The organism is Emcibacter sp. SYSU 3D8 (assembly GCF_039655875.1).
GTDB lineage: Bacteria > Pseudomonadota > Alphaproteobacteria > SMXS01 > SMXS01 > RI-34.
The window spans coordinates 525,076-549,730 of the sequence record NZ_JBBYXK010000001.1; the positions used below are offsets into that span (position 1 = coordinate 525,076).

Below are 24,655 nucleotides of genomic sequence, written 5' to 3' on the forward strand. Positions count from 1 at the left end.
GCAACAAGGACCATTGTGTGATTGCCAGCGCCACCACGGACAGCTTCGACCAGGTGCTGGAGGCCGCCGCCCTGTTCGTCGCGCCGTTCCTGCACGAAAGCCTCGCTTTTGTCGGCGGCGCGTTCCTGGTCCATAGCGGGCGCATGAATGTTGGACTGTGCTTCTCGGTGCTGCTGGCGGGCGTGATCGCCAGCGACCTGGGGATCTACGGCCTGGGCCGAATCGCGCGCCGGCATCCCCGGATCGCCGCATGGCTGCCGGCCCGCTCCGGCCCCGGCGCGATGCTCGACCGTAATCTGGTCTGGCTGATTCCGGTGTGCCGGTTCGTCCCGGGCCTGCTGTTCACAACCTTTGCCAGCTGCGGCCTGCTCGGCCTGAATTTCCGGCGCTTTGCCGTCATCACCGTGCTGACTGCCGCGATCTATACGTCCGCCCTGCTCTACGCCGTGCTGCGCTTCGGCGATGCAGTCGCCTCGACCGGACGGTGGTGGCCGTGGCTGGCGCTGTTGGCCGGCCTGACCGCGCTGACCTTCGCCGGCCGCTCGCTGGCCCGATATTGCATGGAAAGGAAACCGTCATGGCGGGCTTCGGCTGGAAGCTGACACGGCCCTTCAGCGGCCGTGCGGCTCGTAATCCCGCGAAAGCCAGCAGGCCGGAACAGCGTGCACGGACGATCGCGCCGGTCGAGATCCTGCCCAAATGGTTGCTGTTCACGCCGATGACCATCCAGTGGTTCTGGCTGGGCTTCAAATATCGCAGCATCACCTTGCCCTCGGTGGTCAATCCGGGGATCGAGACCGGCGGGCTGGTCGGCGAATCCAAGTTCGCCTGCCTGGAGCTGGTCGCGCCGCGCTTCCGCGACCGGGTGGCCGACACGGCGCTGGTTGCGGCCGGCGCCGATCCCGAGGCGGTCCGGCTGGCAGCGGGCCTCGGCTATCCGCTGATCGCCAAGCCCGACATCGGTTGGTGCGGTTACGGTGTACGGCGCATCGACACCGAGACGGAGCTGCGCCGCTATGCCGCCGCGTTTCCGCCGGGCGAGGCCTTTCTGCTGCAACGGCTGATCGATCAGCCGCATGAGGCGGCGCTGTTCTATATTCGCCATCCGTCCAATCCGCGCGGGCGCGTGATCGCGCTCACCGTCCGGCACCTGCCCCATGTTATCGGCGACGGCGCCCGTGACGTGGCGGCACTGGTGGCGTCGGACCTGCGCATGGCACGCAACGCCGCCGATTACGAGGAGACACTGGGGCCGGCCGGCATGGCGCGTGTTCCCGAACGAGGCGAGCGGGTGATGCTGGCCAATATCGCCTCGATCCGGGCCGGCGGCCGCTACGAGGACGGCGATGCGCTGATCACCCCGGCGCTCGAGGATGCGGTCGACGCGCTGAGCCGATCCATGGATGGTTTCCATTACGGCCGTTTCGACATCAAGTTCGCCTCGCCCGAGGCGCTGCGGGCCGGCGGGTTCACCATCCTCGAAATCAACGGCGCCGGCGCCGAGGCAATCCAGTACTGGGATCCCAAATATTCCTTCCTCGGCACCTTCAGAGGCGTGTTCGCCAAACAGCGGGCGCTGTTTGCCATGGCTGACGACATGCGCCGCATGGGTCACCGGCCCATCGGCTGGAGGGCGCTCGCCCGGGCCCATCTGAAGCAGCAGAATCTGATCAGACGCTATCCGCCCTCCAACTGACCATTTCCCGGCCCGGGCTTGTCCGCTACGGTGGCGCCGACCGACCGTGGGAGGAAGCCGATGGATCTGAATCTGAGGGGCAAGACAGCGCTGGTTACCGGTGCATCGAAAGGCATCGGCCTCGCGGCCGCCGAAGCGCTGGCTGCGGAAGGATGCAATGTGCGTCTTGCCGCCCGCAGCGGCGACGCATTGAAAGCCCATGCGGAACGGCTCCGCGCCACCTTCCAGGTACAGGCCACAGCCCATGTGGCCGATCTGCGCAATGACCGCGATCTCCAGAATCTCGCCGCCGACTGCGCCGATATCGACATCCTGGTGAACAACGCCGGCGACATTCCACGCGGCGCGCTGACCGAGGTCGACGAGTCGCGCTGGCGGCATGCCTGGGAGCTGAAGGTGTTCGGCTACATCAACCTGACCCGGCAGATCTACGGCGCCATGAAAGCGCGCCGCCAGGGCGTGATCGTCAACGTCATCGGCGCGGCCGGCGAACGTTTCGACTTCAACTACATCACCGGATCGGCCGGCAACGCCGCGCTGATGGCATTTACCCGCGCGCTGGGCGGCCGCAGCCTGCTGGAGGACAACATTCGCGCCGTCGGCATCAACCCGGGCCCGGTCGAGACCGACCGCATGGTGACATTGCTGAAGGGCCAGGCGCAGGCCAAATGGGGCGACGAGAGCCGCTGGCGCGAGCTGACCGCGTCCATGCCGCAAGGACGCGGTGCGACCCCGCGCGAGATCGGCGACCTGGTGGCGTTCCTGGCGTCGGAGCGCGCCGGCTACACCAGCGGTGTCATCTACACCGTCGACGGCGGCATGAGCGCCCGCAACTGACCATGCACGGAAGCGCCGACACACTGGTCCTGAAGGGAGAATTCGGCCAGGCCGCGCTCGTGCAGGACCTGCAGGCGTCCTTCGGCGTGGGCTTGCCCGTCGACGAGACCCAGATGTGGTATTTCGTGGGCGACATCTATCGCTCGATCGCCATGCGGCTGGGCCCCGCCACAGACGGCGGCAAGGCGAATGCCGGCACGCTGACATACTATTATCTGCGCCGGGGCATCCGCGAGTTGGGCAAGGGCGACGACGTGACGCCCGACCTGCCGCTGCGCGAGCTGGAGCTGCTTCAGCCGCGCCGGTTCCTCAAGCGCCTTGCTGGCCAGACCGGACTGAAGATGCCCGAGCACGACAGCTCATGGCTCGGCTGGGCCGCCATGATGCTGTGCTTCGGCGCCGCCGCCGGCCTTGCCTTCGGCATTCCCCCGCTGCCGCTGAACTGGCCCGCCGCCCTGATGACCCTGGCACTGGCGTTTCTGCTGCCGCTGTTCGATCCGGGCCGCTTCCCCGCCGGGTGCCGCACGGTCCGCGACCTCGCGGAAAAAGCCGCCGGTCTCAACTACGCCAGGCTCCGCGGCGATGGTGCGGCGGGTGACGCCGAAGCGATCTGGAAAGCGCTGCTGGGCGTGCTGTCCTCCCACACCGATACGCCGGCGCGCGAAATCACGCCGAACACGAGACTGGTAACCGGCGAGATGGAGCCGGAGCACATCACCTACCATTAGCCGGCGCGTGCGCGTGCGAGGCTACCGCGCCGTCATGCCGCCATCGACGACCAGTTCCGTGCCGGTCATGAACGAGCTCTCGGCGGACGCGAGAAATACCGCCGCATCGGCGATATCCCTGGGCCGGCCAAGGCGGCCGAGCGGATGGCCGCCGACCATGAAACGCTGCACCTTTTCGGCGTCCATGGCCCGCGCCTCCATCTGGCCGCGCACCACCTCGGCCGCCATGTCGGTATCGATGACGCCGGGATGGATGGAATTGACCCGGATGTTCAGCTTCAGGTCGGCGCATTCCATGGCAAGCGACTTGGAGAACAGCCGCACGGCGCCCTTGGTCATGCTGTAGACGGTCTGGAACGAAGCGCCGATCAGGCCGGCCACCGACGACAGATTCACGATGGCGCCGCCACCGTCCCAGCGCGACGCGCGGGCGGCAAGGAACGGCAGCGCCAGCTTGCTGCCCAGCATCAATCCGACCACGTTGACGGCAAGCAGGCGGTTCATGTCGGCGACGCTGGTCTCGGCCAGCGGCTTGCCGAGGAACAGGCCGGCGTTGTTGACCAGTACATCGAGCCCGCCAAATTCATCGTTGGCGGCCTCCAGCGCGCGCCGCCAGCCCTGTTCGGTTGTCACGTCGTGGGAGACGTAGAGGGCCTGCCCGCCCTGTACACGGATCTCGGTGGCGGCGGCGTCCCCTTCCAGGTCGAGGATGTCGGTCAGCAGCACCCGCGCGCCCTCGGCGGCCATGGAGGCGGCGATGGACCTGCCGATACCGCGCGCCGCTCCGGTGACCAGCGCCACCTTGCCGTCCAGCCGGCCCATCCTGACGTTCAGGGCCGCCTCTTGCGCATTTCGATGCCCTTGCCGACGACGAGGCGCGCCAGATTGACGCCCGGAATCAGCAGATCGGCCGCCTCGGCGCCCGCATCGAGCAGGAATCGGGTATCGAGGACCTTGCCCAGATAGGTCTCGAAGGTGGCGCCTCCGGTCTGGACATCGCCGGTCAGGCCGTCGAGTTCCACCACGGCCTCCTTGTTCTGCCGGCGATAGCGAAACGCGTATACCGGCCTGTAGTAGAGATCCACGCTGGTGAACGCGACGTTCTCCTCGATCACCCGGTCGGCTTCGATCTTGTTCATCAGCGTGGTGAGCACCTGACGAACCACCACCGACGCCGACGCTTGCGGCGGCACGATCACGGTGCCCTCGCCCGCAATCGCCGCCAGGCGTGAATCATCGACAACTTCGGTTTCATAAAGCAGCCGGGCCGCCAGTTCGGGCGCGGTCTGGCCGGTGATCGCATCAAAGGTCACGTCGCGCTGGACCTCTTCACGACAGGATTCCATCACCGGCAACAGCACCTGCTGGCTCACCGCGAGACGCGATTCCCCGAACAGGGTGATCTCGCGGACTTCGGGCGCCAGCCGCAACACGTGCTCGCGCTGGCGCTCATAGGCAAATACCGCATCGCAGGTGACCCTCCAGAACGGCTGAAGGCGGCGCTCGCGGTATACCAGTTCGAACTCGTTTTCCTTCGGCTTGGAGAGAAACCCGGCAACCTTGGCCATGGTCCCGAAGGCATCGACACGTTTCGTCGCGGCCCGCCCTTCGGCGTGATCCATCGTGAACTTGTCGTTCAGAACAAACATGCGCTCTTCGGCGAGTTGCACGTCCATGACATCACCTGTGTTCAAACGGCGCGCCCCTGACGGCCGAGGCGGCCCATTGCCGATTCCGGCGCAGAGCCGAGCCCCTTCCTGGCGGGCGTAGGATAGCTCGAAGTTAAGTCCGAGCCCGACCCACCGTCCAGCCCTAAGTGAGGCGTAGCCGAAGGTCTTTCGCTCTCGAAATCAACGGGTTTGGGCTCCCGGCCTGCAGGCATCGGCCGCAGCCGACAGCGCCATGTTCGTCCACCAGCCCCCCGCGGCGTCCCCCAGATCGTTCAGATAAAGTTCATATGGCATTGCGATCATGACGGTTCTGTTACAACACTTCGTGCGCCCACAGGAATCGGACACCTCGACAGAACATGATCAAAACGGAATTGTTGAGAAAGCGCCTGGCCCCGTTGCTGCAGCAATGGATCCTGCCGCTCGCGGGTGTCGCGATCCTGTACTTCGCGTTCAAGTGGGCCGCGTCGGCGTTTCTCGGCACCACGCTGTACCCGGGCGCCGCCTGGGCCGATCTCGGGCTGCACCTGCTCCTGGGCGGATTGCTGCTCGCCATGTCCCGCAACCGGATCACCTTCCTGTTGCTGATGACCGCGGTCATGGCCCTGCTGCACATCGGCAATGCCATCAAGCTGTCCATCCTGGGCGGGCCGCTGATGCCCGACGACGCGCTGGCCATACGCTCGCTTCTGCTACTGCTGAAAGGCTGGTGGCTCACGCTTGCGATCAGCTTCCTCGTCCTGCTGGCCATCGCCCTCGGGCTGACGCTCGATCTGCGGACCCGCCGGGCGCGGGCGGCAGCGGGCGTGCTTGCCGGCATCGTCGCCGCCGTCGCATGCTGGCCCGAGCAGGTCACCCGCACCATGGACGACACCTTCGGCAACGTCGTCTGGAACCAGCATGGCAATTACCTGTCCCGCGGTCCCCTTGTGCACATCCTGCAGGAGAGCGCCCGCTACGCGGCGCGCGCCGATGCGGCGCCGGGCCTGGCGAAAGTCTCCGAAGCGGCCCAGTCGCTGCAACCCGTCGTGCACATGGCGGTGCTGACCGGCGAGACCGCGCCCGTTCCCGCGCACATCGCCCCGGAGGTGAAGCGGAACGTGCATGTGATCCTGCTCGAATCCTTCTGGGACCCGTCGGTGCTGAAAAAGGCTGACTTTTCGCGCGATCCGTTCGACGCCGAGTTCAGGGCGCTGTGGGAGACAACCGGCAATTCTCGGGCGCTGGTGCCCGTGTTCGGCGGCTACACCGCCAATTCGGAATTCGAGGCCCTGTGCGGCTTCCCGGTTACCCAGGACTGGGTGTTTTTCGAGGGCCGCCTGCGCAACCCCTCGCCGTGCCTGCCGCGCACCCTGCATGACGCGGGCTACACCACCCTGGTATCGCATCCCAATGCAGCCGCGTTCTGGAACCGGGTGAATGCCTATGACCGGGCGGGATTCAACCTCTACTGGTCGGCAAAGGACTTCAGCCTTGACGACATGAACGGCGCGTTCCTGTCGGATTCGTCCCTGTATCGCCAGGTTCTGTCGAAGATCGACCCGCTGATCGAGACCGGGACGCCGACCTTCAACTACATCCTGACCTTCTTCGGCCACCTGGAATATCCGCTCAGCACCGATCGCCCGATCGTGGTGAAGGCGCGCGCCGCCAACGCCGACCCCGTCGTCGAGCGTTACGCCAATACGGTCTATTACAAGTCCCGCGAGTTAATGGCGTTTCTGAAGGAATTGCGGAGCAAGGATCCGGATGCGGTCATCGTCATGTTCGGCGACCATCTGCCGTTCCTCGGCGGCAACCTGGAGTCCTATGCCAAGTCGGGTGTGCTGGCCCGGGACCGTGCACAATTCGACGACCGCATGTTCCGCGACCAGTATTCCACGCCGCTCATCGTCATCGATGGCCGCAATGGCCCGGTGAAGCTTGGCAGCGTGCCGCTTTACCGCCTGCCGTCCGTCGTGCTGTCGCTGCTGGGCGAGCCGCTGCCTTCGGTGATGGACATGACCCGCATGCCCAAGGGCATGGTGGTGCGCCCTCTTCCCGGCATGAACGTGCTGCTGCTGCCCGACGGCTCCGCCGCCGCCTGCCGCGGTCTCGCCAGCGACAACGAGGTCTGCGACGACGCCAGGGACTGGCTGAACGCGGTCTCGACCGTGGGCGCCGACCTGTTCTGGGGCAAGCAGTACGTGCTGCGCGACGACCTCATGCCGCCCGCACCGGAAGGCCGACAGGCCGCAGACCTGGCCATCTGAGGACTATCTGGCGAACAGCATCGCGGGATCGCGAAACGCCTTGAACTCCAGGGCGTTGCCCGATGGATCGAGGAAGAACATGGTGGATTGCTCGCCCACCTCGCCCCGGAACCGCACGTGAGGCTCGACCACAAACGAGATACCGGCCGCCTGCAGCCGGGCCGCCAGCGCGCCCCATTCGTCCAGCGACAGCACCACGCCGAAATGCGGCACCGGCACGTCGTCGCCATCGACCGGGTTATGGTGAACCCGGCGACCCGGTTCCAGGCCGGGTTGAAGATGGGCGACAATCTGGTGGCCGTACAGGTTGAAGTCGGCCCAGCTATCGGCGCTACGTCCTTCCGGGCACCCGAGCAATCCGCCATAGAAGGCCCGCGCCACGGCGATGTCATGGACGGGAAACGCCAGATGGAAGGGCCGCAGCGCGTCAGGCATGGTCACGATCCGTTAGGTTCCAGCCGCCGGATCATAGTGGCAATCGGCCGGCCCCGCCACGCGGCCATAATCCCGCCTTGATCCGTACCGAGACTGACCCCAGCAACGAGGGGATGGGGTTGCATGCGACACATCGACCTGGCACGGGGACTGGTGCTGTGTGCCCTGGCGTTGACGGGACTGTCGATGGTGCCGGTCTCGGCGCAGGAGCCTGCGCGCGCGGCGCGCGATTTTTCCGCCACCGGGAGCATCCGCTCGCCCGAAGAGATCCAGTCACTGCGCCAGCGCATCCTGCGCAATCGGGCGGTGGTCCTCGAGACGCCGGCAATACCGGCCGGCGAAGCGCCAAGGGCGGCGCAACCGGCTACGCCCCAGGCGCCGGTCGCCACGTCCGCGCCGCTTGAGCTGGGCGATACCCGGTTCATCAAGCTCGACAACGAGGCCGAGAAAACCACCCGGGACATCGTCAAGCTGTCGATACCGGGCTCGTTGCGCGGTCAGGCGGCAGTGTTCCAGGGCGTCGTACAGACCACGGATAGCCAGGCCAAGGAACTGATCCTGAAAGCGGTCGCCTTCCCAAGGGCGCCGCTGCGATACAACGCCGCGACCAGAAGGTTCGAAGGCGGGGTCAGCGTCGGCGTCATCGAGGTCGATGGCAGCGGCGCCAGGACGCTGTCCAGGCCGATCGCGTTCCAGGTGCTGGGCCCCGTCGCCAGCGATCCGGAGACCCTCAGCATCGGCACGACCGCGCCGCCCTACAGGGATATCAAGGTGGCCGCCGAGGCACCCGATGCCGAAGTCGAGGTGACGGTGGTCTCGAGCGTGGCGCCCGCCGGCGAGCGGATGGTTCTCAAGGTGCGGCCCTCACTGAGCCTGACCGTCACACCGCCGCGCATCCAGGGCTGGGGCCTCGAGACCGCCGACGTGCTGGTAAGCGCCCAGGCCGCCGATGCCGCGCGAGCCAACATGTTGCAGCTGTCCTCCACCATGGGCCGCCTGTCGGCCACCGAGGCCCGACTGGACAAGGGCGGCAACGCCAGGGTCTCGATCCGATCGGAATCCGTCGGCACCGGCCAGGTGTCGGGCCGCGGCGCCGGCCTCGACGGCGCATCGGCCAAGGTGGAGTATATCTTTCCCTGGCGTTTCCTCGGTGCGGCGCTGGTCGGCGGCGTGGCCGGCGGCCTGCTGCGCAAACGCTCCCGCTCGAAGACCGCAGGTGCATTCGCCAAATCCATGGGCATTGCGGTGCTCAGCGCCGCAATCGTCGTCGGGCTCTACGTGCTGGGCATCAACCTTGTCGGCTTTGCCCTGCCCGCCCATGGCGGCGAGGTGCTGGTGTTCGTGGTCGCCGCGCTCGGCGCGCTTTACGGTACCAGGTTGCTGGCGCCGGCGGTGACGGCGTGACCGCAAATCCTGACAGTTCCCCCGCGTTGAAAAGCACGCTAGGTTTTTACCGTCATGAGTGCTTGCAGCCAAAGGGGAGAGCGGGATGCAGCTTGCCGGACAGTCAGCGCCAACCGGCGCCAAGCCGTGGGACGATCCGCTGGGGTTGATCACGCCCGCAGTGATCGAACAATACAAACGCGACGGCGTCGTGTTCCTGCCGCAGGCGCTGCATCCGGAATGGCTGATGCTGATCGACTATGGCATCCAGCGCATTCTCGGCAGCGGCAGTCCCAACATCCAGACCTTCTTCAAGGACCTGCCCGGCGAGTTCAGGGACATGGTGCGCCACTTCGCGGTGACGCCGGAATTCCAGCGCCTGCTCTATGACAGTCCCATCGCCGACATGATCGGCAAGCTGCTCGGGTCGGAGAATATCTGGCTGCTGTTCGACCACGTATTCGTCAAGGAAGGTGGCTTCTGCCGCCGGACGCCATGGCATCAGGACATGCCCTACTGGCCGATCGCCGGCGAGCAGGTCGCCTCCATGTGGATCACCCTCGACCCGATTCCCAGGGAGGAGTGCCTGGAGTTCATTCCCGGCTCGCACCGCCAGACCATGTATGACGGTTTCAGTCCTGCCGATGCGGCGAACGATCCGACAAAAGGGTTTTATGGAAAAGACTTGCCCAGACTTCCTAACATCGAGGAAGAGCGGGAAAAATGGAACATCGTGTCGTTCGACATCGCCCCGGGCGACGTGGTGCTGCTGCATCCCGGCGTGCTCCACGGCGGCGGCCACACCACCAATGGCAGGCGCAGGCGGACGCTCTCGGCGCGTCTCTATGGCGACGACATCGTCTTTGACACCCGCCCCGACAGCCGCCCCACCGTGCCGCTGACGCCGGGCCTGAAGCTCAAGCTGAAACCGGGCGATCCGTTGCGCAGCCCCTATTATCCGCGCATCCGGCCGGTGCCGGCCCGGGAAGCGGCGCTGTGGCAATAACTACGTCTTCGGATCCAGCTTCAGCGATGCCGAGTTGATGCAGTAGCGCAGGCCGGTCGGGCCAGGGCCATCGTCGAACACATGGCCCAGATGGGCGTCGCATTTCGAGCACAGCACCTCGACACGCACCATGCCGTGGCTGCGGTCGGTTTCCTCGTCGACCACCCCATCCTTCATGGGTGCGGTAAAGCTGGGCCAGCCGCAATGGGACTCGAACTTGGCGTCGGATTCGAACAACTCCTCGCCGCAACAGACGCACTTGTAAACGCCGGGCGCCGTGGTGCTGTTGTACTCGCCGGTCCACGGCCGCTCGGTCGCCTTTTCGCGGGTGACCGCATACTGGACGGGCGATAGCTGCTCGCGCCATTCCGCTTCGGTTTTTCTGACCTTCTCACTCACGATTTCTCTCCTCGTTCTGGCGCCGCTTGAGGGCCGCTTCCCGTCCCTACATGATGCGTCATTTGCCCGATGGAAGGGACCGATTTGATGACCCAGCCCTTATGGACCGACATCGACCAGTACATCACCGGTAAACTCGTACCGGACGATCCCGTGCTTGCGGCGGTGCTGGCCGCCAATGCGGCGGCAGGCCTGCCCGCACATGACGTTGCGCCCAACCAGGGGAAGTTGCTGTATCTGCTGGCCAGGTTGATGGGCGCCCGCCGGATTTTGGAGATCGGGACACTGGGCGGCTACAGCACCCTCTGGCTGGCCCGCGCCTTGCCGCCCGGCGGCAGGCTCACAACACTGGAAGAAAATCCGCATCACGCCGCCATGGCACGGCTCAATTTCGGCCGCGCCGGAGCCGCGGAGATGGTCGACCTGCGCGAAGGCCCGGCGCTGGAGACTCTCCCTGCGCTTGCGACGGAAGGCGCCGGCCCGTTCGATCTGATCTTCATCGATGCCGACAAACCCAACAATCCCCGCTATCTGAAATGGGCGCTGAGCCTGGCCCGTCCCGGTTCCCTGATTATCGGCGACAATGTGATCCGTGAAGGCGGCATCCTGGACGAGGCCAGCGCTGATCCCCGCATCCAGGGCGTGCGGCGCTTCATCGACCTGATCTCGGCGGAGCCACGATTGGAGGCGACTGCGCTGCAGACGGTTGGCGTCAAGGGACATGACGGCTTCGTCATCGCAATGGTCTCCGGTCAGGCGGTGGACAACGAACCGGCCAGGAAACTTTAATCGAGCCTACCATTGCGTCTCCGCAACATCCGTCTAGATTCAATGCGGGGGCCTCTTCAAGACAGGAAGTACCATGAAACAGGGAACTCTTTTTGGAACGGCGCTTGGTGCCGTGTTCGCGCTCGCCATTGCCGGCTCGGCCCATGCGGGCAATATCGACAAGAGCTCGCCACAATTGATGACAGCACCGGCGGCAAGCTCTTCCTCGAGCAGCTCGGCCTGCGTCGACGCCAGCGGCAAGCCGGTCACCGACTCCTCGGTCTGCGCCTCCGGCGCCTGCGTCGACGCCAGCGGCAAGGCGGTCACCGACGCCTCGGTCTGCGATGTCAGCGCGCCGCGCGACGCCGCCAGCGGCATGGCGACGGGCAAGCGCCAGCACAAGCCGATTTCACCGTAAGACGGACCATCGGGAGCCGGTCCGCCGGCTCCCGTTTCCGGCTACAAGCCTTTCAGATAGTCGATCAGCGCCCGCTTCTGCCCGGGCGGCAGGTCCGTGCCCCAGAGGTGGCCGCCATTGCCGTTGCCGCGTAAACCTGTGTCGTAGCGGAACCCTGCCTTCTCGGCATCCGGCCCCGACGACACAAATCCCACATTCTCCAGGTCGACCACGTCGTAGCCGCGCCAGAATACGCGCGGCCGCTGTGCCGGCGGCGCCAGCAGGTCCACCAAGGTCGGCACCGAACCATTGTGCAGATACGGCCCCAGCAGCCACACGCCGACGAGCGGCTTGGCTACATAGCCGGTGGATGCCAGCATGGGCGCCTCCTTGACGCCGAGGACTGCGCTGACCCTCTTCATCCGCCGGGCATCGTCTTCCTGCCAGGTCTTCACATGCTCCGGGTCGGTACCGATTTCAGCGAGCGGGATCGAGGTCCCGGTGCGCGCACCGCCCGGCGCATGACACGAGGCGCAATGCTGGCCGAAGAGCGACCGTCCTTCCTGCACGCTGACCGCATCGGTCTGGCCGGGAAACGGCGGCGGCGACAGGTCCTGGATGAATGCTTCGGTCCAGTCGTTTCGCCGGTTGAAGTCCGGGCCGGGCAGCGCACCCGAGCCGAGCGCCGAGGTGGCGACGACGGTGGAAAGCGCGCCCGCCTCGCCGCCCGCGTGATACAACGTGCCCTTGCGCTGCCCGAGCTTCCACAGCGAGGGGAAATCGGTGGTCCCGACGGTGCCGTCCTCGTCCGCCAGGGTCAGCACGAATTTCGGCAGATTGAACGCATCGTCGCGCCCCGGCCCCCAATCGGGCCGCGTCTCCATCCAGGCGAGCTGCTTCTCGGCCTCCAGCAGGGCGGCTCGCGTGGCCGGGATGATCACCAGCTTGTAGAGCGCCAAGTCGGCCGCATCCATGGGGAAATGAAGCGCCAGTTCCGGCAACATCCGGTCGCCGGTGAAGCGCTCGTCATGGGCACAGGCGAACAGGAAGCGCAGCAGTGCCTGAAGCCTGACCGTGTGCCCCGGCCCGCCGGCTGCAAAGCGCGGATTCTCGCCCGGCGTCAGCCGGTACTGGGCTGTATGACACAAGGCGCAGTTCACCGTGACCCGCTCGTAGCCCTTGCGCTTGATTGAAAAGCCGATCGGCAGGCGCTGGCCCGGCTCCCACGACAGGCCGAAGGCGCCATAGCCGCCCGCTGCGCCGATCAGGTCGGGAAACACCCGCGGCAGAATGAACATCACCGGATAGGGAATGCCCGCGATCAGGTCGCCGCCCATGGTCCCATACTGGAAGCGCTGGAGTTCGGCGCTGGCGCCCGTTTCCGGGTCAGCCGCAAATAGCTGCTCCTCGGACCTGAAAAACTTGCTCCAGATCAGGACGCTCACGAGAACGCATCCCAGCAGCAACACAACAAGGCCGCCGATGGCACGGCGGCGCCATTTCCTGGGTCTGCGTGCGGCCTCAGAAGGTCTTGAGGTACTCAACGATCGCATCCTTGTCGTCAGAAGGCAGGTCGGTGCCATATTCCGGACCCTCATGGCCCCGGTTGCTGTTGCCGGCCCAGGGACCGGCGACGCAGCTATTGGCCGCGTGCAGGTTCTCGGGGTTCGTCTCGTTGGCGCAGGGCGTCTTGCGGGCCGGGTCGTCGATGCAGCGGGTTTCGTAGCGGAAGAACCGCTCCTTGCCCTGCGCCGGCAGGTCGGACACGAAGCCCAGCTTCCGGCGGTCGATCACGTCGTTGCCCCGGTAGAACATCGCGGGACGCCTCTGGGCGGGCTCCAGCAGGTCGCGGATGGTCGGCACCGAGCCGTTATGCAGATAGGGCGCGCGCAGCCAGACGCCGTCGAGCGGCATGTTGGCGTAGCCATGGGTCTTGCGAAACCGCCTGAAGCGCTCGTCCGGATAGGCCGCGTACAGGTTCGACTGTTCGACGGCGAGTGCGTAGGTGTAATTGTCGAGCCGGCACGGATCGGTGCGGATATGTTCGATGGGCACCACCTTGCCGACCTGCTCCCCCGAGAAATCCCGGCCCGTCGCGCCGTGGCAATCGGCGCAATAGATCGTGTAAAGCTGCTGGCCCCGCGCCGCCCGCTGCTTGTCGATGGGAAACGGGTATGCGGGCGGCGCCGCCCTTTCGCGCAGCCAATCGGCAATGCGCTCCACCGCCTTCCGGTCGAGCGTGGTCGGCACGCCGCCGCTGCCAAACGAGGCGCTGCGGTTGCGTTCCTCGACGGAATCGTTGTTGCCGTCCCAGTGCAGCCGCATGTCGGTGCGCTGGCCCTGCAGCCATACGGACGGGAAGTCGACATTGCCGATCATTTCCTCATCCGGCAGCATTTCCAGCGGCCAGTTCAGCAGCGCCTTGGCCGGATTGAACGTGTCGAAACGGCCACGGCCCGATTCCGGCTCGCGGTCGAAGAACCGGAAGCGGTGCCGGGCCAGGATCAGGAACTCCTTGATCGCCGGCACGGCCAGGAAAAGCTGGTACTTCTCCAGCAGGGAATAGCGCGCGCCGGCATCTTCCGCGGCCTGCACCACTTGCCACGGATTGAACCGCTCGTCGGCGGCACAGGCACCGAGGCCGCGCGCAAACCGCGCCAGGTCGAGCCGGTTCGCCGGCATGCCGACAACCAGGGTGCGATTGGCCGACGGGTCGGCCCGCCAGGTACCGGAGTGGCAGGCGGCGCAGTTCAGGAACACCCGGTCGAGCCCGATGGTCCGCCGCATGCTGGTGCCGACCGGCCGGTCCATGCCCGGCTCGAAATTGAAGCCCAGCGCCTCCCAGGTATCGCCGCCGAAATAGGGCGCGCACAGCTTGGGCAGACCCTTCCAGATGCCGATGGGAATACCGGCGATCCTGTCCCCCCCGGTCGAGCCGTACTTGAAGTGCTGCACCGGGTCGTCGAACGTCTGCGGCTCGTCACGGCTCAGGTGCCACCAGAGCCACAGCCCCAGCAGCACGGCCAGCAGGACCACGCCGAGCACCAGCTTCCAGCGGTTACGCCACAGCCAGCGGAGGAACGCGGCGATCCGGGCGCTGGCGCGGGACAGCCAGGCTTTCATGGTGCCGGCCTCGCCAGTCCGCCCATAAGCATCGGCGCAAATCCCTGGGGACCCGCCTCGATTATCGAAGGATCCATGGCCGCCACCGCCCTTCGCAGCGCGGCCACGTCATCGATGACGGTGATCTCCGCCCTGCCATCACCAAGGCGCAGCGGCGACAATCGCTCGCCCGTGGCGAGGCGTGCGGTCAAGCCGAGGGCGCTTTCCGCTAGTCTCAATTCCCGTCCGGGGCCGGCCGACACTTTCAGGCCGCCCAGCGGCGCGCGGCCCCGCAGCGCCAGCCGGCTAATCGCGCCGCCGCCGCTGGACGATACATAGCCGGACAGCGCCAGCGCGGGATCGGTGCTTTCGAAACGGATTTCGCCGGCAACACGCTCGACCGCACAGTCAGCGGCGACGCTGGTCGCGGCCCCCGCGTGACGTGCCAGCGCCGCGTCGATGGCGACGATCACCGCGGGCGGGATCGTCTCGCCGATCGCTCCCACCGCCAGCGCCAACAGGTCCGCCGCCGAGTCGGCCGGGCCAACCAGCAGGTGGGCTGCGCGCGGCAGGGCCGGATCGTAGACGCCTTCCGGCTCCACTGCTTCCATGGGCCTGACGCCGGCATCCAGCTCGATCAGCGGGTTACGGTCGGGCAGGCTGGGACTGGCGATGGCGACGCCATCGGGAGCCAGCTTGCGGAGACCGGCATGAAGCGCGGCTGCCAGGACCGCGTCCTCCGCTGTCCGCCATGGTCCGCGCGAGCCGCCGAGCCGCCAGCGGAGTGCGGCCAGCAGCAGCGCGGCGCGGCAGTCCGGCGGCTTCAGGCCAGGCGCGGCGGCACAGAGCTGCCGCCACACGAAAGGCGCCAGGATCAGGCGGTTGGCGCGCAACACCGCCTGGTCCAGAGCGTCTGGCTCGTCGATGCCACGATTCACCGGCACACCGTGGAACGCGGCGCCCAGCCCGGTCATGCGCGCGGCGATACCCGGATTGGCGTTGGTTTCGTTCCACTGGGCGATGGGAAAGATCGGCGCGTGTCCCTGATGGCAGCCGGTGCACAACTCGCGGTCGGCGTACTCGACCAGCGGCTTGCGGGCGTCCGTGTAGTTGCTGACCACCTGGAACTCGAAACGGCCCGCCGCTTGGTTGTAGCTGATCACTTCAAGGGACGTGGATTTCGGCTGGTAGCCAATGAACAGCCGGTCTTTCAGGTGCCGTGCGGCTCGCGCCCCCGCCGCATCGACGCCGACGACCACACGTGGCGAGCCGAAATAGTCCGGGTCGGCCGATAGCCGCTGCAGCGAGCGGCCCAGCGGGATCAGCACTGCACGCGGCCGCACGCCGCCATTCTGCTTGGCGATGGCGGCGGTCAGCCGCTCGAAGGGATAGGGCAGAGCATAGCCATCGCCATCCCTGAATAAATCATCGAACAGCGATTGGCCTGCGGCGGGCCGTGTCTCTCCCGGGCTCGCCGGATCGGTCAGGGCCAGCGGCGCAGCCTGGGAGACGGAAGGCAGTGCCATGAACGTGGCGATCGCAGCAGCCATCGACAACCTTCCTTCCGTCCCCCTCGCCGCCCCCCACATCAGCCGGTCAGCGCCGACCGGCCTGCGCAACCTGTTCTCCGGCCCAGCAGTCCTCCTCGATGGCCTCGCCGTCACGGAAGGCCTTCTCGCCCGCCCTGGCGTGGGCCTCGTTGTAGACGGTGAAGTTCAGCAGGAAGATGCGGTTCATGTAGGCGCGGCCCAGATAGAAGCCGGGGCGGACCATTCGCACCTCATCCCGTACCCTCAGGCCGTTGCGGCCGGCCAGGCTGTCCGGCCTCTCCTGATAAAACGGGATCTCATCGCCATAATTGTAGTCGACGATGATGGATTCGCGCCGTCCATCCATCAGGCTCTGGCCGCAATAGAGCTTGGCCGGAAACATCAGGTAGACGGTGGACTTGCTGTCGAACATGCCGAGCCAGCCGCGCCTGTCGATCTCTGTTGTCATCATGGCGCCGGGATCATCGATCAGCACGTCGAGCGCCTTCGGATCCTCGATGAAGTTCCGCAGCACGCCCTCGTCGCGGTAGAACATCTTGCCCTTCCACAGATGGCGGCCGACCTTTTCCAGCGTCTTGATCTTGGCATCGGCAATGCGCCCGCCGATCCCGCCGACGATCTCGTCCAACCTGGTCGTAAGGTCCTCGCCGCGGGCGAAGAACAGGTCGCCCTCAAAACCGCCGTCCGGTATCGGGCCGGCGGTCAGGCGGCCATAGATCTGGTCGACCTCTTCCTGGGTGAAGCTTTTCAGGTTCTCGGGCGTCAGCGCCAGGCGCTGCTCGCGCGTCAGCGGGTATTCGTACTCGACCCGTGCCAGGTCGGCGTAGAATACCTTGGTGGGGTTGTCCGGGTCGACCAGGCTCGAATCGACCGGTGCGAACGGGATGTCGGGCTTGCGGTCGCAGGCCGCAAGGCCGGTGGCGGCAAGAGACAACACGAGGGCCGCGTTGACGATCCTTTTCATGGCCCGGATCCCTACAGCGTTGCCATGAAGGCGATCAGCGCCTTCTTGTCGTTGGGTGACAGGTCCTCGCCAAAGCGATGGCCCTTGTTCTCGATCCGCTCCAGCACGTTGGAATAGTAGCGCTGCACGAACGTGTTGGGGTCGCCGGTGATATCCATGACGAACGCCTCCCGTTCCTTCAGCAGACGCTCACGCAGGTCATTGAGACCGGTCTTGAGGTCGGCATACTGGGCAGGCGTGAGCACATCCTTGTATTTGGCGTCCAGCTCGTCCTGATGGCGCTCGAGCAGCACCATGTCATGCATCAGGTCCTTGTAGCGCAGGCTGTTCAGCGCCACTGCGGGAAATCCCCGGGGTATCTTCAGAGTCAGGCCGGTGGTGATGTCGCCGATCTTCAGCTCGGGCGCCACGTCGATGATGATGTCGTCCTGCACCAGAAACATCTTCGGCACCCGCGATGCCGGATTGAGCAGTTCCTCCATGGACGCCTTGTAGAGCTTGTAGCGGCCCTCGACAGACGGGTCGAACGGCCAGCAGGGCGGCGGATCGGCAAGCGGTTGGCCGGCATCATCCACATAGGGTGAGTAATACAGGTCATAGTCCGGATCGGTCGGCTTGCCGCAGATTTCAGGCCCAACGGCGTTGTTATGCATGAACGGCGCATGCGCCCAGACGCTGAGCAGGGAAATATTCCGGTAATAACCGCGCCCGCTCCCCTTCAGCAGCTCCTTCAGGTTCGGATCGGCGGGCCGCTGATGCAGCGTGTTCGAGGCATATTGCGCCCAGACCCGGCTGGGCATGTGGTTGGCGTGGAGCGCGCGGGCATCGTAGGTGCCCACCTCGGTGGCCAAGGTCGCCTCGTCATTGCCCAGCCAGTCGACGCGCAAGGTGGGGTCGGCCGGATCGACGGCGCGGAAATCCACGTTGTCGTAGGGCCCCTTCTGGCTGGAGTGGCAACGGGCGCAGCCCTGTGCGAACACCCTTCTGCCCTGCGCGACGGCGCCCGCGCCGAATTCACGCTCCAGCGCCACTTCCAGATCGCGCTCGCTCGCCATGCCGCGCGCCTTGTAGAGATCGGTCGGCCGCGCGGTGAGGAAGAACGCCACCACGTCGCCGAGCCGGTCCTCGATGGCGCGGAAGCTGGCGCAATCGCGGCGGCACTGGCCGATGTCGAACGGCGTCTGGCCGTAATTGCGCTGGGCCGGATCGACGGCGCGCAGGTCAGGAATATGATTCAGCCAGCACTGCTCCGAACACGAGCCGATGTTGAAAAAGACCCGCTGAATGGCTTCCTCGTAACCGATGGAATCTTCGCCGCCTTTCAGGATGTTCGCGACCATCTCGGTCTTCTGCGATCGTTCCCAGCACTTGCCCGGCTTGCCCGGCTCGCACCAGCAGGCTGCCGGATCGGCGCCCTCGGCGCAGGCCGAGGCCTTGCGCCATTTCAGCACGTCGTGCTGATGCAAGGGCCGCTTCATGAAATTGATGATGGCGTTCATGGTGCCCGGATTGGCTGCCGTATCCATGGGCAATGCCGAGGTATCGACCGTGCCCGGGCGTGCCCAGCCGATGAGCTGCCATTCCAGCCGGTGCTTTGCCATGCCCGAGGCGAGCATCTGGGAGACGCGGCTGTACTGGTTGCCGACCAGGCCGTCGATGTTCTCCCATTGCGGATGGTTCGGATCGGCGGGCGGATTGTCGGGCTTGTAGCTGATATGGCAGGCGCCGCAGGCCATGCCGATGCGGAACGGCGGCTCGATGGAGCCGTCGAACAGCCGGTTCATGCGGCTGTCGGCCTTGGCGGGATCGTTGGACAGGAATTTCCGGTAGCCGTCCCACGACGCCAGCGAACCGTTCAGCGCCTTCCATTTCTCCGCGTCGAAGCGCGGGTTGGGGAACTTGCGAAATCCCAGCGCGCCGGTCGATGTGCCGAACCGCAGGTCGCAGGCGCTCTGGCGCTGATCCACGGCGCCGTGGGGTGTCGACTTGTTGTAGGGACCATCCTGGAACAGGCAGGCGGGATCCTTGTATCCCTGCTTGCCCACATGGCGCAGCAGGTCGGCGTCACCCGGGCAATAGGGGAAGCCGTAGGTCTGATCCAGGCTCTTCGCCGGGCAACTGGGCTGGCCGGGAATGCAGCAGTCAGGGTCGGGAATGGCGCCCCAGCCCTGGAACAGCTGGTCGCGGTGCTCGGCCGCCAGCACCTTGTACCAGTCGATGGCGGCGCCCAGACGCTGCGGATAGGCATAGGTGAAAAAGCGGTCATTGAACGCGGTGGCGAAGAACCAGACCTCGCGACCGGCGCGCTCGCTTTCCGTATAGGGTGCGTTGGTGGCGACATAGTCGCCGCTGAGCATGCTCTGCGCCCGCGCCTCGCCCCAGAATAATGTGCACATCACGCATGCGGCAGCCAGAGCCGCGACCAACCGAAACCGACACCACTGCATTGCCCATCCCCTCGCGAGCGGCACTTCAACGATGTTGGCCTCCAGGCTGAAGACCGGCCTGCTCTCCCCCCGGAGATACCGATCCTGGCGGCGCGGCCGGAAAAAACTGCCCGTCACGCTGCAAGGTCAGAACTTAACACGTTTCCTGCAACGAAAACAGTGATGTGGACAGCCGCCGCTACAGCCCCGCCTTCCATCAAGTACACGGCAGCGACAGGTCGGCTTGCTTGAGCAGCGCGTTCTTCGCCTCATCCCAGAAAAGCCGCCTACCACGATCTGGACATGGACTCGCGACCTCAACGCTGCGCCGGCCGGCCGTCAACGGTGGTCGGGTTTCACGCAGGAGCCGCCGAAGCGCTGCGAAGCGGAACCAAATAGCCGTTGAGCAGTTCCACATTCCCCGGATGCATGAGGAGTTGACGATGTCGGATCATCAAGAACTTTGGGACCTGCTGGACGACTTTGAGTTCTGTATGGCGACGACACATGACGGCGAGACCATGCGCTCCCGGCCCATGGCCCCGAGGGTCGACAAGGAAGCTGGCGTTATTCGCTTCCTGGTCGAGAATGCCGCCCCCATGGCCGTGCAGCTCCAGCAGGACCAGGATGTTCTCCTCGCCTTCATCGCGCCGACCGACCGCAATTTCATCTCGATCTCGGGGACGGCGACGATCAGCCAAGATCGCGGTTTGATCAAGCAACTCTGGAACAAGGCAGCCGACGCCTGGTTTGTGGGAGGGCCCGAGAACGCGAGCGTGGTTGCGGTAACAGTGTCGCCGTCCTACGCCGAGTTTTGGGACGGCACCAGCAGCACCATCAAGACCATGTGGGAAATGGCCAAGGCGCGCGCAAAGGATCGCAAACCGGACCTGACTGAACGTAAGAAAATCCAGATGTAGGATAACTCCTGGAGGCCATCGGTTCGCGTCATTGGTCCAAGACTGTCTTCCGCTTGCGAACGCCGCGCGAGACCGATTTCCTTATAGGGTACGCTTGGAGCGATATTGCTGGATGCGCTCAGGCGATCTTCAAATCAGGCGCACCGGCATTACCTCAACGGAAATACCGGTCATATGTGCCTGGTTGGAAACCGGTTCGTACGCGCCCGGCCCGGATGGCAACAGCGCGTTGGCGTTGACCCCGGCCGTGGCGCGGGCGACCCGCATGCCTGCGGCCGTGGTGTGGCCCCAGCCGTGGTTGATGGCCACCACGCCCGGCATCATGTCGGCGTCGACCTTCAGCTCGATCTCGCGTTCGCCCCAGGGCGAGCGGACCTTGACCGTGATGCCGTCGCGGAGTTGCCGGGAATGGGCATCGTCCGGGTGCATCAGCAGGAAGTTTCGGTCCCTGCCCTTGCGCTTCATCTTTGGCAGATTGGCGTACCACGTGTTCATCATGTAGCCGTCGCGGCGGGTGATCAGCTTGAGCTGGCCTGCCGGTTCGGCCTCAAGTTCCTCAAAGATCGCCGCCATCCGGTCGCGGGCCTCCGCAAGCACCGGAGGAAGGCAGTCGACCCTCTTGTCCTCGGTCTGGATCACGGTTTCGAAAAATGCTTCAGGATCGGATGGTTCCAGGACGATGATCTCATCACGCCTCAACTGATCCATGCTGTAGCCGCTGGAGCGCAGCATGGCGTTCATCCGCCCCCAGAGATCGGGGCTGCCGCCATCGTCAAACAGCGACGGCAGGCCCATGCGCCGGGCCAGCTGACCATAGATCCACCATTCCGGCTTGCGCTCGAAGGCCGGCTCGACGACCGCGTCGGTGTATTGCACGAAGGGCTGATGCTGCAGCCCGATCCCCAGCGCGTTGACGTCCTCGCGCTCGAACGCGCCGGCGGCGGGCAGTACGTAATGCGCCAACTCGGCCGTCGGGCTGCGATAGATGTCGACGCAGACCAGCAGCTCGAGCGATTCCAGAGCCTCGCGGGTGTGCGCCTCGCCGCCCACCGACAACACCGGATTGCCGGCATTGATGAACATCGCCCGGATCGGATCGGCCTTGTCGAGGATCATGTCGGCCATCAATACGCCGGGCAAGGTGATGCCCACGCCACCGGGCTTGCGGACCGTGCCAAAGGGCGTTTCCAGATAGTCGGCCTCGTCGGTGCTGCCCCGGCCGGCCGAGGCGCTGCGGGTGTAAAAGCCCGGCGAGAAGATGTTGCCGCCCCGGCGCCCCAGATTGCCGGTGACGAAGGCCAGCATGTTCATCAGCCAGTAGGCCTGCGTACCCTGGCGGCCCATATTGACGCCGGTGGCGATGTGGATGCCGGCGCGCGGCGCCGCCGCGTAGTCCCGCGCCAGCGCGCGGATGGTCTGGGCATCGATGCCGGTGATGCCGGCGACACGCTCGGCCGGGTAGGCCGCCACAAAGGAACGCAGCGCATCGACATTGCGGCCGTGGCGAGCCACCGCGTCGGCGTCGAAGCCGGTGGTGCGATCGATCTCGTGCAGCATGGCCGCCATCAGATAGGCATCGGTATCGGGACGGATGTGCTGCACCTTGCCGGCAAAGCGGGCCGTCTCGATCGTGCGCGGGTTGACGTAGACGATCCGCGCGCCGCGCGCCTCGGCCTCGCGCAACACGCCGACCGGATCGGCGATCGACATATAGGTCATGTGGCTGACCGCCGGGTTCTCGCCAAAGATCAGCAGGAAATCGGTGTGCTCGATATCCGGAATGGTATGAACCGTGCGGCTCCCGAAGCTGGCCTCGGCGCCGGCCGGCTTGTTGGCCGCATCCTGGGTGCCCGAGCTGAACATGCGCACATCGCCCAGGCTCGACATGAAGCCGCCCCAGGCCGGCCCGAACAGGGCGTTGAACGCCGACGGATTGCCGCGATATCCGGCGACGGCACGAGCGCCGTCGCGCGCGATGATCTTCGCCAGAGCGGCGGCGATGCCGTCCAGCGCGGCGTCCCACGAGATTTCCTCGAACTGTCCCGGCCCGACCCGCCGCAGCGGCACGTTCAGGCGGTCGGGATCGTTGTGGATATCGAGGCCGTAGATGCCCTTGTGGCAGACGAACCCCTTGGTGACAGGATGATCCCGGTCAGGCTGCAGCGCGGTAAGCCTGCCGTCCTCGACGGTCGCGATCATGCCGCAGGACGGCTCGCAGACCCGGCAGAACGTCCGCTTGTGCTGGATGGTCATGACCTTTTCCCGGTTGGCCGCGCACTCCGCCCTCGACCTTACCGTCACGGTTGACCGGTGGGAAGCGCTGTCGGAGCGGCGCAAACATGGGTGCGCGGCAAGAATGGGGTTGCAAAACCCGCGCGGCGATGCGGCGCCTGCGATCGATGCAAACAGATCAATATGAGAGTTCAACCCCATGACGCCGTGCGCTATATGCTGGGATTGGCCGCATGGCGCGGGGGAAACATGATCAATGGCATCATCGACATGCGGTCGGATGCGGCAGGCGACGTAATCGACGCCGACATCTGCATCATTGGCGCCGGCCCGGCCGGCATGACCCTGGCGCTCGAACTGGAGGGCACCGGCCGACGCGTCTGCCTGCTGAACAGCGGCGGGCAGGATGACTCGGGCGATGCCCTGCGCGGGCCGATCGATGTTATCGGCCGTCCGTACACCACATTGGGCACGTCACGCGCCTTTCGCCTGGGCGGCACGTCTGGCCTCTGGGGCGGCCATTGCGTGAAACTGTCGCCGCTGGAGATGGGCGAGCGCGACTGGATTCCCGGCAGCGCCTGGCCGGTCTCCCACGACGAATTGAGCCGCTATTACCCGCGGGCTCTGGAGACAGTGGGGCTGCCAGACGCAGATTTCGACGCCGTCGCCGTAGCGCGGGATATGGGGGCAAAGCTGCTCCCGATGGACAGCGGCTTCGAAAATGTGGTGTCCCACTACAACGCGTTGGATTTCGGCAAGGCCCACGCGGCAAGGCTGGCTGCCGCACCCAATATGGCCATTCTGGTCAACGGCACGGCAACGAGGCTGGTACTCGGCGACACGCTGGACCGCGTTGCAGGCGTGACCGTGAAGGTCGCCGGGGGGCGCATGCGTACGATCCACGCCGCGACCGTGGTACTGGCCGCCGGCGGCATCGAGAACGCCCGGCTGCTGCTGGCGTCGAACGAGCAACTCCCTGCCGGAATCGGGAATGCACACGACGTGGTCGGTCGCTACTTCATGGATCATCTGGGCTGGTTCAGGGGCATCCTGGCGCCGAGCCGTCCCTACGACCTGCACGCGGATTATCCGCATTACTGGCAGCAGGTGCCGTTCGGGGATCACGAGGTCCGCTTCCATGTGGCGGCGACCGACGACCTGGCAAGGCGGCTGCGCATTCCGCAGTTCCGTGCCGAACTGTTCCTCAGGCCGCTGCTGGGATGGGCGGTGAGGAGTGTGCTGCTGCGCCCCGGCAGCCATGGCCGCGACACCATCGCCGCCGCCGCCGCCGAGGTGGCGCGTCATCCGGCCGGTCTTGCACGGCTGGCCGCCGGCCAGCGCGGCGCGCCCTGGTGCTTCCATCTGTGCAACCACGTGGAGCAGATTCCCAATCCCTCCAGCCGGGTGACCTTGTCGGCGCGGCGCGACGCGCTCGGCGAACCGCTGGCCGCGCTCGACTGGCGGCTTTCCAGCCTGGACCGCGACGGGGTTACCCGCGCTCATGCCGTGCTGGCCGACATGATCGCCCGCTCGGGCATGGGCCGGCTGATCTGGGAACCCGAGGCCGAGGGCGGCGACATCATGAAAGGCACCGGCGCGTCCAGTCACCATATGGGCACGACACGCATGAGCCACTCGCCAAGGGCCGGCGTGGTCGACGCGAATTCGCGGGTGCACGGCGTCGGCAATCTTTACGTCGCCGGATCCTCGGTGTTTCCCAGCGGCGGCTGGGCAAATCCGACGTTGACCATCGTGGCCCTGTCGATCCGCCTCGCCGATCACCTCAAGGCGGGGCACGCTACCTGATCGGACGCGCCGCAGCCTGCCGGACGATACCGCAGCGCTGGACTCGACCTTCCCGCAGGTGCAGCGTGGAAGGCGAAGCAAAGG

General features: G+C 65.9%; 21 protein-coding genes. 11 read left to right on the forward strand and 10 right to left on the reverse strand.

Annotated features, from left to right (window positions below):
• The first annotated feature begins 17 nt into the window (after positions 1 to 17).
• The 4 genes from WJU21_RS02605 to WJU21_RS02620 are packed head-to-tail and all read left to right on the forward strand — an operon-like array spanning position 18 to position 3,261.
• A complete protein-coding gene (locus tag WJU21_RS02605; protein ID WP_346321815.1) occupies positions 18 to 602 on the forward strand; it encodes a hypothetical protein in 585 nt (194 codons plus the stop codon).
• A complete protein-coding gene (locus WJU21_RS02610; RefSeq protein ID WP_346321816.1) occupies positions 578 to 1,696 on the forward strand; it encodes a hypothetical protein in 1,119 nt (372 codons plus the stop codon). Before WJU21_RS02605 ends, WJU21_RS02610 begins: the two co-directional genes overlap by 25 nt.
• A 60-nt stretch (positions 1,697 to 1,756) precedes the next feature.
• Positions 1,757 to 2,533: an SDR family oxidoreductase gene (locus tag WJU21_RS02615; RefSeq protein WP_346321817.1), complete on the forward strand. Its 777-nt coding sequence runs from the start codon at positions 1,757 to 1,759 to the stop codon at positions 2,531 to 2,533.
• 2 nt (positions 2,534 to 2,535) lie between these two features.
• The gene (locus tag WJU21_RS02620) at positions 2,536 to 3,261 is read left to right on the forward strand and encodes a hypothetical protein (RefSeq protein ID WP_346321818.1); all 726 of its coding nucleotides are present in this window, start codon (positions 2,536 to 2,538) and stop codon (positions 3,259 to 3,261) included.
• Between the two features lie 21 nt (positions 3,262 to 3,282).
• Here the strand turns inward: WJU21_RS02620 and WJU21_RS02625 are convergent, their stop codons facing one another.
• Positions 3,283 to 4,083: a glucose 1-dehydrogenase gene (locus tag WJU21_RS02625; protein WP_346321819.1), complete on the reverse strand. Its 801-nt coding sequence runs from the start codon at positions 4,081 to 4,083 to the stop codon at positions 3,283 to 3,285.
• 8 nt (positions 4,084 to 4,091) lie between these two features.
• Positions 4,092 to 4,955 (reverse strand): hypothetical protein, encoded by an 864-nt coding sequence (locus WJU21_RS02630; RefSeq protein ID WP_346321820.1) that lies wholly within the window; start codon positions 4,953 to 4,955, stop codon positions 4,092 to 4,094.
• Positions 4,956 to 5,290: 335 nt separating this feature from the next.
• On the opposite strand from WJU21_RS02630, the gene WJU21_RS02635 reads away from it, so the two are divergent.
• Complete coding sequence (locus WJU21_RS02635; protein WP_346321821.1) at positions 5,291 to 7,183, forward strand: LTA synthase family protein; 1,893 nt, start codon at positions 5,291 to 5,293, stop codon at positions 7,181 to 7,183.
• Positions 7,184 to 7,186: 3 nt separating this feature from the next.
• Here the strand turns inward: WJU21_RS02635 and WJU21_RS02640 are convergent, their stop codons facing one another.
• Positions 7,187 to 7,618 (reverse strand): VOC family protein, encoded by a 432-nt coding sequence (locus WJU21_RS02640; protein WP_346321822.1) that lies wholly within the window; start codon positions 7,616 to 7,618, stop codon positions 7,187 to 7,189.
• 123 nt (positions 7,619 to 7,741) lie between these two features.
• Here WJU21_RS02640 and WJU21_RS02645 point away from each other — a divergent pair, with 123 nt between their 5' ends.
• A complete protein-coding gene (locus WJU21_RS02645; protein WP_346321823.1) occupies positions 7,742 to 9,022 on the forward strand; it encodes a hypothetical protein in 1,281 nt (426 codons plus the stop codon).
• Positions 9,023 to 9,107: 85 nt separating this feature from the next.
• Positions 9,108 to 10,007, forward strand: coding sequence for a phytanoyl-CoA dioxygenase family protein (locus WJU21_RS02650; protein ID WP_346321824.1), 900 nt, complete (start codon positions 9,108 to 9,110; stop codon positions 10,005 to 10,007).
• Here the strand turns inward: WJU21_RS02650 and msrB are convergent, their stop codons facing one another.
• Positions 10,008 to 10,406: a peptide-methionine (R)-S-oxide reductase MsrB gene (gene msrB / locus WJU21_RS02655; RefSeq protein ID WP_346321825.1), complete on the reverse strand. Its 399-nt coding sequence runs from the start codon at positions 10,404 to 10,406 to the stop codon at positions 10,008 to 10,010.
• 87 nt (positions 10,407 to 10,493) lie between these two features.
• Here msrB and WJU21_RS02660 point away from each other — a divergent pair, with 87 nt between their 5' ends.
• Positions 10,494 to 11,195: an O-methyltransferase gene (locus WJU21_RS02660; RefSeq protein WP_346321826.1), complete on the forward strand. Its 702-nt coding sequence runs from the start codon at positions 10,494 to 10,496 to the stop codon at positions 11,193 to 11,195.
• 73 nt (positions 11,196 to 11,268) lie between these two features.
• Positions 11,269 to 11,592 (forward strand): hypothetical protein, encoded by a 324-nt coding sequence (locus WJU21_RS02665; protein WP_346321827.1) that lies wholly within the window; start codon positions 11,269 to 11,271, stop codon positions 11,590 to 11,592.
• Between the two features lie 41 nt (positions 11,593 to 11,633).
• Here WJU21_RS02665 and WJU21_RS02670 read toward each other — a convergent pair whose 3' ends face one another.
• The 5 genes from WJU21_RS02670 to WJU21_RS02690 form a co-directional block, all read right to left on the reverse strand.
• Complete coding sequence (locus WJU21_RS02670) at positions 11,634 to 13,016, reverse strand: cytochrome c (RefSeq protein WP_346321828.1); 1,383 nt, start codon at positions 13,014 to 13,016, stop codon at positions 11,634 to 11,636.
• 76 nt (positions 13,017 to 13,092) lie between these two features.
• Entirely contained in the window at positions 13,093 to 14,694 is a 1,602-nt protein-coding gene (locus WJU21_RS02675) for a cytochrome c (RefSeq protein WP_346321829.1), read from the reverse strand.
• Positions 14,691 to 16,223: a hypothetical protein gene (locus WJU21_RS02680; RefSeq protein ID WP_346321830.1), complete on the reverse strand. Its 1,533-nt coding sequence runs from the start codon at positions 16,221 to 16,223 to the stop codon at positions 14,691 to 14,693. The genes WJU21_RS02675 and WJU21_RS02680 overlap by 4 nt, the downstream gene beginning before the upstream one ends.
• Positions 16,224 to 16,269: 46 nt before the next feature.
• Positions 16,270 to 17,187, reverse strand: coding sequence for a hypothetical protein (locus WJU21_RS02685; protein ID WP_346321831.1), 918 nt, complete (start codon positions 17,185 to 17,187; stop codon positions 16,270 to 16,272).
• Between the two features lie 11 nt (positions 17,188 to 17,198).
• Complete coding sequence (locus WJU21_RS02690; RefSeq protein ID WP_346321832.1) at positions 17,199 to 19,583, reverse strand: cytochrome c; 2,385 nt, start codon at positions 19,581 to 19,583, stop codon at positions 17,199 to 17,201.
• 473 nt (positions 19,584 to 20,056) lie between these two features.
• Here WJU21_RS02690 and WJU21_RS02695 point away from each other — a divergent pair, with 473 nt between their 5' ends.
• A complete protein-coding gene (locus WJU21_RS02695; RefSeq protein ID WP_346321833.1) occupies positions 20,057 to 20,533 on the forward strand; it encodes a pyridoxamine 5'-phosphate oxidase family protein in 477 nt (158 codons plus the stop codon).
• 129 nt (positions 20,534 to 20,662) lie between these two features.
• Here WJU21_RS02695 and WJU21_RS02700 read toward each other — a convergent pair whose 3' ends face one another.
• The gene (locus WJU21_RS02700; RefSeq protein WP_346321834.1) at positions 20,663 to 22,786 is read right to left on the reverse strand and encodes a molybdopterin-dependent oxidoreductase; all 2,124 of its coding nucleotides are present in this window, start codon (positions 22,784 to 22,786) and stop codon (positions 20,663 to 20,665) included.
• Between the two features lie 162 nt (positions 22,787 to 22,948).
• On the opposite strand from WJU21_RS02700, the gene WJU21_RS02705 reads away from it, so the two are divergent.
• Positions 22,949 to 24,571 (forward strand): GMC family oxidoreductase, encoded by a 1,623-nt coding sequence (locus WJU21_RS02705; protein ID WP_346321835.1) that lies wholly within the window; start codon positions 22,949 to 22,951, stop codon positions 24,569 to 24,571.
• Positions 24,572 to 24,655 lie beyond the last annotated feature (84 nt).

Coding starts and splice junctions, on each gene's coding strand:
- WJU21_RS02610 (WP_346321816.1), top strand. CDS start 578: ATGGCGGGCTTCGGCTGGAAGCTGACACGGCCCTTCAGCGGCCGTGCG.
- WJU21_RS02615 (WP_346321817.1), top strand. CDS start 1,757: ATGGATCTGAATCTGAGGGGCAAGACAGCGCTGGTTACCGGTGCATCG.
- WJU21_RS02620 (WP_346321818.1), top strand. CDS start 2,536: ATGCACGGAAGCGCCGACACACTGGTCCTGAAGGGAGAATTCGGCCAG.
- WJU21_RS02625 (WP_346321819.1), bottom strand. CDS start 4,083: ATGGGCCGGCTGGACGGCAAGGTGGCGCTGGTCACCGGAGCGGCGCGC.
- WJU21_RS02635 (WP_346321821.1), top strand. CDS start 5,291: ATGATCAAAACGGAATTGTTGAGAAAGCGCCTGGCCCCGTTGCTGCAG.
- WJU21_RS02640 (WP_346321822.1), bottom strand. CDS start 7,618: ATGCCTGACGCGCTGCGGCCCTTCCATCTGGCGTTTCCCGTCCATGAC.
- WJU21_RS02645 (WP_346321823.1), top strand. CDS start 7,742: ATGCGACACATCGACCTGGCACGGGGACTGGTGCTGTGTGCCCTGGCG.
- WJU21_RS02650 (WP_346321824.1), top strand. CDS start 9,108: ATGCAGCTTGCCGGACAGTCAGCGCCAACCGGCGCCAAGCCGTGGGAC.
- WJU21_RS02660 (WP_346321826.1), top strand. CDS start 10,494: ATGACCCAGCCCTTATGGACCGACATCGACCAGTACATCACCGGTAAA.
- WJU21_RS02665 (WP_346321827.1), top strand. CDS start 11,269: ATGAAACAGGGAACTCTTTTTGGAACGGCGCTTGGTGCCGTGTTCGCG.
- WJU21_RS02675 (WP_346321829.1), bottom strand. CDS start 14,694: ATGAAAGCCTGGCTGTCCCGCGCCAGCGCCCGGATCGCCGCGTTCCTC.
- WJU21_RS02680 (WP_346321830.1), bottom strand. CDS start 16,223: ATGGCTGCTGCGATCGCCACGTTCATGGCACTGCCTTCCGTCTCCCAG.
- WJU21_RS02685 (WP_346321831.1), bottom strand. CDS start 17,187: ATGAAAAGGATCGTCAACGCGGCCCTCGTGTTGTCTCTTGCCGCCACC.
- WJU21_RS02690 (WP_346321832.1), bottom strand. CDS start 19,583: ATGTGCACATTATTCTGGGGCGAGGCGCGGGCGCAGAGCATGCTCAGC.
- WJU21_RS02695 (WP_346321833.1), top strand. CDS start 20,057: ATGTCGGATCATCAAGAACTTTGGGACCTGCTGGACGACTTTGAGTTC.
- WJU21_RS02700 (WP_346321834.1), bottom strand. CDS start 22,786: ATGACCATCCAGCACAAGCGGACGTTCTGCCGGGTCTGCGAGCCGTCC.
- WJU21_RS02705 (WP_346321835.1), top strand. CDS start 22,949: ATGAGAGTTCAACCCCATGACGCCGTGCGCTATATGCTGGGATTGGCC.